The organism is Moorena sp. SIO3H5 (assembly GCF_010692395.1).
In the GTDB taxonomy this organism is placed as follows: Bacteria; Cyanobacteriota; Cyanobacteriia; order Cyanobacteriales; family Coleofasciculaceae; genus Moorena.
This window is the reverse complement of record NZ_JAAHHS010000334.1, coordinates 1-8,680: the sequence shown is the minus strand read 5'-3', so window position 1 is coordinate 8,680 and position 8,680 is coordinate 1. Positions and strand designations below refer to the sequence as shown.

General features: G+C 43.6%; 7 protein-coding genes. 4 read left to right on the top strand and 3 right to left on the bottom strand.

What is annotated here, in order from left to right:
• Positions 1–135: 135 nt before the first annotated feature.
• Positions 136–1,824 (top strand): NAD-binding protein, encoded by a 1,689-nt coding sequence (locus F6K52_RS27305; RefSeq protein ID WP_293085769.1) that lies wholly within the window; start codon positions 136–138, stop codon positions 1,822–1,824.
• 108 nt (positions 1,825–1,932) lie between these two features.
• On the opposite strand, the gene F6K52_RS37115 is transcribed toward F6K52_RS27305, so the two are convergent.
• Entirely contained in the window at positions 1,933–2,325 is a 393-nt protein-coding gene (locus F6K52_RS37115) for a hypothetical protein (RefSeq protein ID WP_364419943.1), read from the bottom strand.
• A gap of 487 nt (positions 2,326–2,812) precedes the next feature.
• On the opposite strand from F6K52_RS37115, the gene F6K52_RS27295 reads away from it, so the two are divergent.
• On the top strand, positions 2,813–3,256 hold the full coding sequence (locus tag F6K52_RS27295) for a DUF2780 domain-containing protein (RefSeq protein ID WP_293085766.1): 444 nt from the start codon (positions 2,813–2,815) through the stop codon (positions 3,254–3,256).
• A 136-nt stretch (positions 3,257–3,392) separates the two neighbouring features.
• Here the strand turns inward: F6K52_RS27295 and F6K52_RS27290 are convergent, their stop codons facing one another.
• Positions 3,393–4,268: an MBL fold metallo-hydrolase gene (locus F6K52_RS27290; protein ID WP_293085763.1), complete on the bottom strand. Its 876-nt coding sequence runs from the start codon at positions 4,266–4,268 to the stop codon at positions 3,393–3,395.
• A gap of 158 nt (positions 4,269–4,426) precedes the next feature.
• Here F6K52_RS27290 and F6K52_RS27285 point away from each other — a divergent pair, with 158 nt between their 5' ends.
• A complete protein-coding gene (locus F6K52_RS27285) occupies positions 4,427–5,179 on the top strand; it encodes a sucrose-phosphate phosphatase (protein ID WP_293085760.1) in 753 nt (250 codons plus the stop codon).
• A gap of 40 nt (positions 5,180–5,219) precedes the next feature.
• Complete coding sequence (gene ruvA, locus F6K52_RS27280) at positions 5,220–5,855, top strand: Holliday junction branch migration protein RuvA (RefSeq protein ID WP_293027487.1); 636 nt, start codon at positions 5,220–5,222, stop codon at positions 5,853–5,855.
• 15 nt (positions 5,856–5,870) lie between these two features.
• On the opposite strand, the gene F6K52_RS27275 is transcribed toward ruvA, so the two are convergent.
• A complete protein-coding gene (locus F6K52_RS27275; RefSeq protein ID WP_293085772.1) occupies positions 5,871–8,642 on the bottom strand; it encodes an ATP-binding protein in 2,772 nt (923 codons plus the stop codon).
• Between the last annotated feature and the right edge of the window lie 38 nt (positions 8,643–8,680).

The window sequence follows — 8,680 nt, the reverse complement described above, 5'->3', positions numbered from 1 at the left end:
CGAGATTTTAACCTTTCATTCCCAGCAGAAGTGTCTTCGGCTACAGTTCTTTGAGCTATCTTGGATAAGAATTGTAAAAGAACACTTAGCTAGATGCAAAACGACAACAATTATTTCGGTCAACAAGGTTGACACATGAAACCCCGCATCATTATCTGTGGCTTGGGTCGCACTGGATACAAAATATTCCGCTTACTGAAGCAGCAGGGAGTAGCTGTTGTTGGCATCAGCAACAGAGTAATCCCTGGTGACGAAAACAATATTATTATTGGAGACTTGCGGGCTGTTTCTACCCTACTTGCCGCTGGACTCGAACATTCCCAAACCCTAGTTCTTGCCTGTAATGACGATGCTCTCAATCTGGCAATCCTGACTCAGGCACGAGTGATTAATCCCCGGATTCGGATCGTTAACCGATTGTTTAATAGCAGCTTGGGTACTCGTTTAGATCAGACCCTACCGGATCATGTCAGCATGAGTGTTTCTTCTCTAGCAGCACCGGTATTTGCCTTCGCAGCAATGGGGAATCAAGCGATTGGGCAACTCAAGCTATACAATCAAACCTGGCCGATACACGAAGAAATTATCACCGAAAGCCACCCTTGGATGGGAACACAGTTGAGTGACCTGTGGGATGAGCGTACGCGAATGTTGATCTACTATCTACCCATGGACTCCAGGTTAGATTTAGTTTCCGCAGTAGTTCAGGGGAAACAGTTACAACCTGGCGATCGCTTAATTATTGGTACTCAGCCTCGGTTTCGTCCTAAACGCCAATCTTGGCTACAGAAACTGTTGAAAGTCTTCACAAACTTTCAACAGTTTCAGCATCATGCTCAACCAATGTTAGTAGTGACCCTTTTCCTACTCCTGATAATTTTTACAGCCACATTGACTTATGTGTGTGTCAACCTAGAAACCTCTATTGTTGATGCTCTATATTTTTCTGTGGGTATGATTACTGGTGCTGGTGGTCAAGAAGAAGTAGCAGAAAAGTCCCCAGACACTATTAAGGTATTTACTGCTGTGATGATGTTAGTAGGGGCTGGTGTGATTGGGATTTGCTATGCTCTGCTAAACGATTTTGTCTTAGGTACCCGACTCAAACAGTTTTGGGATGCTGCGAGAGTTCCCTACAAAAATCACTATGTTGTATGTGGACTCGGAAATGTAGGACTCCAAATCCTATACCAACTTCATGCCCAAGGCCATGAATTGGTGGTGATTGAAAGTAACCCCAACAATCGTTTCCTGAACATTGTTCGTTCTCTTGGTATTGCAGTCATTCACGGAGATGCCAGTTTACCTGCTACACTCACCGCAGCACACATCCAAAGAGCAGAAGCCCTGTTAGCAGTTACTAGTGATGATACAGCCAATTTAGAAATTGCTCTAAGTGCCAAAAGTCTAGCTTCAAAATTGTCAGTGGTTGTCCGCAATCAAGACCCCCACTTTTCCCATATGGTACAGCAAGTGTTTGAATTTGAAGCAGTATTGTCTCCCATAGAACTAGCCACTCCTTCCTTTGCAGCTGCGGCATTAGGTGGACAAGTATTAGGCAATGGTATGATTGGTGATACGCTTTGGGTTGCCTTAGCCACTAAAATTACCACCGAGCATCCTTTCTGTGGACGCCGTGTTAAAGATGCTGCTAGGTCTGCTGACTTTGTGCCACTGTATCTAGAAACTAAGTATCAAACCATTCATGGCTGGGATTTATTGGAAATTAACCTAGCCGCTGGTGATCTGTTGTATCTAACTATGCCAGCAGTTGGTTTAGAGCAATTGTGGCGCACAACACCGCCTCAAATGATGTTGAGGTAACTGAAAAAATGATCCAACCATGAAGGATGAATGATGAACCCTAGCTATTGTCTAAGGTTCATCATTCATCACTCATTACCCATGATTACTCGTGCAGGATTAGGGTAGCTAGAAAATACCGACTAGGACGATAGAAGTCATTAAGAAACCAGCCAATATCAGAAGCATACCAGGTAGGTTCAACCAATGTTTAACTTCCTCTGATTCTTGAGGCCACTCTTGTTGCTGAAGTTGCATCTGCCGGATCAGATCTGAAATTGCTTCAGCATCCTTGACATGGTGTAGTGCCTTGGTTTCACCATCAGGGTATTTTACTATGAAGTAAGTGGGAATTTTGAGGTGATCCCCTGTAATATCAATCGTATCCACAGCAACCTGCTTCGCTTTTTCCTCAATAGTTTGGGGTTCAGTGGCAATTCTATCCCCTGGGTTAGCTGTTAACTTAACTCCCATTCCCATTGGTGATGCGTAGCTGACCATAGAAACCTCCAGATAGGTCAAAGTCTTTTATTAGGTGCGCTTTCCGTATTAAGCATTAAATTCGCTCTTTGTTCGCACCTCTGGATTTTATTTTACGTAAGTTGGAAAACAATTATTCAGCTTAAGGGCGATATTTTATTTAAATTATCAATACTTTAGATTTTTTAGTAATTTAGCTAAAATTGCAGCGGTTTCCTGTAATTAAATGTAATCTAGTAAATGTAATTTAGCAATTTTTTCTTGAAAATCCCCCTGACTTCGATAGTTCCAGCAATACTGATTAAAAGCTGTTACTGTTCACGAATCCAATCAGATTACTATAGATTAATGATTAATTTTTTGTTAATTTACTTAAATTTAGATAGCTTATAGCCCAAAAAGAACTTACTGCTCTACTTACTGCTCTAAGTTACTAGTTGTGTATAAAGTTTATGGGTTGTGTTAAAAACTATAAACTCTAAATAGGAATAGATAACTATCTTAAAAGAATGTAAATAAATGATTATTTTTGCTATCGGATGTTAAATTAAGGCGACAACGATATCGCAATCGAAGTAAGAGAGCATCTATGGAACTGATTCAACTGTTAACTGAAAACCTGGGAGTGCAAGAAAATCAAGCCCAAGGCGGAGCTGGACTTATTTTCCAACTGGCAAAGAAACAGCTGGGAGATGAGAGTTTTACCGAAGTAGCGCAATATATTCCAGGGATAAATGATTTACTCCAAGCAGCACCAAAAAGTGGTGGCATGATGGGAGCCTTGGGAGGATTAGCGGCATCAATGGGCGGTGGCGTTGGACAATTAGGCACTATAGCTAGCCTCGTAGGAGGTTTTGATCAACTAAAAATGGATAATGATATGATTTCCAAATTTATACCGATTGTCCTCTCTTTCGTTCAAAGCCAAGGTGGGGACGAGATCAAAAACCTTTTGGCAAAAGCGTTGAGCTAGAGTGATTGATTGGATGGCTGAAATGTGATGGTAATCAGGGATAAACCCAAGACTTGGGTATGTTTTCCCAAAGTAGTGGCATCAAAGGGATGAGGGGGAAGATTTTAGGTGGTGACTTAATTTGCTCCTTGATGCTTCATCCTTGATGCTTCATCCAGACAAGACACTGGTTCAGCTGATCTTGCATAGTCTGAGCATCAGTATGATACCGGCGTCCATGTCCTGGTAATACCCACTCGAAGGAGTAGTTGGTTAACCTCTCCATTGACTTGATTAATTCCTGCCAGGAGTAGAAGCAGTAGCGACGAAAGGCAATCAGTTGCTGAAGTTGATCAGACCAAGCAAGATGGTCACCGGTGAAGAGAAATTTGTGCTTGTACAGTAGAACAGTGTGACCTTTGGTGTGACCAGGTACTGGGATAATCAACAGGTCTTTGTCTAAGGGATAAGGCTCAGAACCAGTGAGCTGAATTTCCACATCACGGGTATCAGTGGTAATGTCATCTCTATGCAAAATGCGTTCGCACTGGAAATGCTGTCTGTATTTGTGATGATCTGCCACATCATCCTGATGGGTCAGGTACATGTAACGAATCCCACCCATTGCCTCTAGAGCTTTGACCAGTGGCGGTGTAAAGCGGGGAGAATCGATTAAAATATTGCCTTGGGGGTGTTGGATAAGGTAGCTAGCAGCACCATAAGAGTTTTCTGAATGGTAGCCGCAATGGTAGACATTGTCTGCTATTGGGATGGGGAAACTCTGCTGAACGTCTTTAATCTCTTTAGGTTTCTCAACAGTACCAATAGAAGAGGTGGGACAAGATAATAGGGCTTGAAGAGCTCTCAAGCGTTCTGTCTGATTAGCAGGTTGATGATAAACCGCAGACTGCTGATCAGCACGATGAAACACTTCCGGAGTCATCCAACGGCAGGCATCACAATCAATACAGCTGCTATCGACGTAAAAGTCACCAATGATATTTTGAGGGCGGCGTTGGTTGAGATGAGCCATAACTGTCTAGGTTATAGGGATTATGCTTAGTACTAGGCCAGATAGCTAATTCAATTGTAGCCAAAAGGCGATTAACCAAAGCGCATTTTTAACCCAACTATGATTTTTAACCCAACTATGTAGGACAATAAGGCAATACCCGAACCTCTTAGCATCTCGTGACTAAATTTCTGTTTGTAACTGACCTTGACAATACTCTAGTAGGGGATGATGAGGCTCTGCTTAAACTGAACCCTCTGCTAAGTCAGCATCGCCAAGAACATGGTACAAGAATCGTTTATGCTACAGGGCGATCCCATAGTTCCTACCACGAGCTGAAAGCCGAGAAGCCACTTATTGATCCAGATGCTCTGATCACCTCTGTGGGTACAGAAATTTATGATAATGATGGCCAAGATACCCCCAATCCAGACTGGTCTTCTAAGTTATCTGAAGGATGGGATCGGGACATGATTGTGGAAACGGCTGCTCAATATTCTGACTTAATTCCCCAAGTAGAATCAGAACAACGTCCCTTTAAAGTCAGCTATCACCTGACAGAAGAAGCAGCTTTGAGGGTGCTACCTCAACTGGAATCTCAGCTTCAAGGAAGGGGTGTTAATTTCAAGTTGATCTATAGTGGTGGGAAAGACTTAGACATTCTACCCAGCAATAGTGATAAAGGTCTAGCAGTAGAGTTTTTACGGCAACAGTGGGGAATTGAGTCGGAACGGACAGTGGTTTGTGGCGATTCAGGAAATGACATTGCCTTATTTAGCGTTGGCTTTTCCCGAGGAATTATAGTGGGTAATGCCCGACCAGAACTTCGCGAGTGGTACGAAAACAACTCAGCCGATTACCATTACCTGGCTAAAGCTAACTGTGCAGGTGGTATAATAGAAGGTTTGAATCATTTTAGCTTTTTGAGTTAGCTTTTTGAGTTGTAATTAATGGTCGCCAATAAATAAGAAAATGATCAGCTATCTCAAGGGGACAGTAGCTAGCATTCAAAAAAGCACTGGTAATCGGGTCACTCTGATTCTAGATGTCAACTACATTGGGTATGAAATACAAATCACTCGCCGTTTGTCCCAGGAGTTGCCCGTAGCTTTATCGGAAAAAACCGTGCAAATCTTCACCCATTTGCAAATCCGGGAGGAGCAACAGGTGCTATACGGTTTTGCTTCAGCCGCTGAGCGGGATTTGTTTCGTCAGTTAGTTAGTGTCAACGGTATTGGTGCTCAATTAGCGATCGCACTACTGGACACCTTGGGATTGCCAAATTTAGTCCAAGCGATTGTCACAGGTAATATTCGTGCCTTATCCAAAACCCCTGGTGTGGGTAGCAAAACCGCTGAACGCATTGCTCTAGAACTGAAAACAAAGTTGGCTCAATGGCATAAGGTATCAGAGGTAGAGTCCCCACTATCTGCTAATGGACTCTCACCAGGGATTCAGGAAGATGTGGAAATGACCCTGTTAGCTTTGGGATATGAAAATGATGAAATAGCTCAAGCACTCCATGCTATAAGTGAGGATCCTCAGGTAGCTAAAAGTAAGAATGCGGAAGATTGGATTCGAGAAGCGATCGCTTGGTTGAGTCGCTGATGATTTTCCTGAAAGCTAATAAATTACCCTTCCAGCACGAAATCCTTTAAGAGTCTGGGGCAAAAACGAACAACCTAGGGTTTTAGATTGTGGTAGATCGCAATCAAGACAATCGGGAGTAGAAACTTTTACTTGTCGAGGAAACTTGACATGGAAGGTAGACCCCTTACCAACCTTACTCTCTACCGTAATCGTTCCTTGCATCAACTTGACTAAAGATTCTGTAATCGCCAGTCCTAAGCCGGTACCCGAGTACTTGCGAGTTGTGGTTTGATCAATTTGTTGGAACTCCTCAAAAATATGCTCTAAGTCATTCTCAGCAATTCCAATTCCCGTATCCCTAACAGTGAGCATCAGCCAGTCGGTGGAAATTTCCTTGACTACCACCTCTACCCTGCCAATTTCGGTAAACTTAATCGCATTGGAAACCAGATTGACCAAAATCTGCCGCAGGCGGAGGCTATCATTGATTACCATGGGATTTTGTAAATTGGTTTGGATAGATAACCCTAAATCTTTCTGATCGGCTAGGCAACGGAATTCATTGATGGTTTCTTTGATCAACCTGTCCAAATGCAAACTTTCCAAGGTTAACTCCAGACAAACTGCCTCAATTTTGGACAGGTCAATCATATCCTTGATCAGAGTCAGTAAATGTTGAGCATTATTGACAATGCGCTCCATTATATCTGCTTGTTGGTGGGTCAAGGAGCCCTGACGCTGACGCAATAGTAGCTGAGAAAAGCCAATAATGGCATTCATGGGAGTCCGTAACTCATGGGATATCGTAGAAACAAACTGGGATTTCAATCGTGCTGCTTCCAACAATTGCAGGTTCTGTAGCTTGAGGGATGCATCTCTCCTTTCGAGTTCCCGATTCTGGCGAGCTAGCATCGTGTTCTGAAACTCTAAACGCGCTTCTTGCTCCTCTAAGGCTTTAATCATGTGAGCATTATCAATTGCGATCGCAGCTTGTTCATTAATCATGCGAGCATTATCAATTGCGATCGCAGCTTGTTCACCCACTGCTCCTAGCAGATTGCGACCTGATTGGTCTAATGCCTCTGGGTCTTCCCAATTGCCAATAGCTAGTACTCCCAAGCGTCCTGCTTGCACAGACTCAATCGCCACAGCGTAAATAGCGGATGGTACTTCCTCTTCCGGATGCCGCGAATGCCAACCCTTGCGATGAATTAACTGAGATTTGCCAGTTAAAAAGACTTGAGATAGTAACCCTTGCTCAAGGGGCAAGATGTCTTCCCAGTGGAACTTTTGTGTATGAATGCCCTCGGTAACCCTTAAGACTTCAGGGTTACCAAGAGAATTATTGAGAATGATAAAACAAAATTCAACCCCAGCAATCGCTTTAACTACCTCGGATACGATCTCTTGCAACAGATTTGGAAGGTTAGTCAGCCGTTGATTGAGGAGATTAGTCAATTGGTGTAGGGTTCTCAATTGCTGTTGCTGTTCATTGAGAATCGTAATTACCTGCCTGAGATCATCACTCGCCTGGTTTGCCTCTCGGTATAACCGCGCATTTTCAGTGGCTAGAGCAGCGCGACTAGCTAAATCCTCAGCCAACTTCACATCGATCTCATTGTAGCGGCGACCTGAGTCACTCCTGACAAACCAAATTGAGCCCAAGATTTGTGAACCCATTCGTAAAGGTACACAAATGTAAGACTTAATGTTCAATGCCTGTAACATCCTGAGATGGTCAGGATCCTCAGCAGCAGCACTTAGGAATTGATCAGAAACCTCAAAATAGGTATCCGTACAACCTGTACGTAAAACCTTGCCATTGCCATACTCTTCATCCCCCTGGGGAGGGTAGCAACGGTGTAGTTTCCAAATCAACTGCTCTTGCTCTGGGTTAACATGGGCAACCGCAAGACGCTGGTAAGACTCGGGAGTATCATAGCTATCAACTGGCGATACTACATCAATGGCACACCAATCAGCAAAGCGAGGGATTACCAGCTGCACTAGATTGTCCAATGTAGTCTGGTAATCAAGCGAAGCTGAAAGTACAGCAGAAGCCTCCGCCAGAAATCGCTGGGATTCTTCTGCTCGCTTCTGCTGAGTAATATCAGTAATTACACCAGACATCCGGAATGGTAATCCTTGATCATTCAACTGGGCTTTGCCACGAGCAGTACAGTAGCGATCTTCTCCAAAAGCACAGGGTAGGTGAAATTCTACATCCAGTTCAAGATAATCTTGTTGGTAACTAGCCACCGCCTTAGTAACTTTGAGTAGATCTGAGGAATTTAGTAACTTAAATAAGAGATCAGGAGAAAAATTATGGTGGTACTTCCCTATGTGTTCAGCCGACAAGCCAGTAATTTCATAGAAGCGGTCATTACAATACAGTTGTTTAGTGATCAGGTTCCAGTCCCAGATCCCGTCATTGGAACCTTCTAGCACCAAGCGGTAGCGTTCTTCGCTTTCTTTCAGCCGCTTATGAGCTATGAGCGCTTCCCGTTCTGCGCGGTAGAGGCGAACCGCATTAGAAACACTACGTAAAAGCTTTTCGGGTGAGATTTGGCTTTTGGTCAGATAGTCCGATGCTCCAGATTTGATCAGCTCAACCCCAATTTGCTCGTTAATTTGATCGTTCCCCTGGTCACTCAACACAATCACAGGCACTTCAATGCCAGCATCACGGATTTTTTTAACCAGAGTCAATCCGTCCCCATCCGGTAAGTTATAGTCCAATAGAATGCAGTCCAAACTCGGTTGGGTAAGGGTAGAGTTGGCGCAGCGTGATGCGATGATCGACAAGGCGCTTGTGCTGTCAACTGCAACAGCTATTTTTACGA

Bases quoted from the DNA above. Each gene is read 5' to 3' on its own strand.
- ruvA (WP_293027487.1), top strand. From the start codon at position 5,220: ATGATCAGCTATCTCAAGGGGACAGTAGCTAGCATTCAAAAAAGCACT.
- F6K52_RS27305 (WP_293085769.1), top strand. From the start codon at position 136: ATGAAACCCCGCATCATTATCTGTGGCTTGGGTCGCACTGGATACAAA.
- F6K52_RS27290 (WP_293085763.1), bottom strand. From the start codon at position 4,268: ATGGCTCATCTCAACCAACGCCGCCCTCAAAATATCATTGGTGACTTT.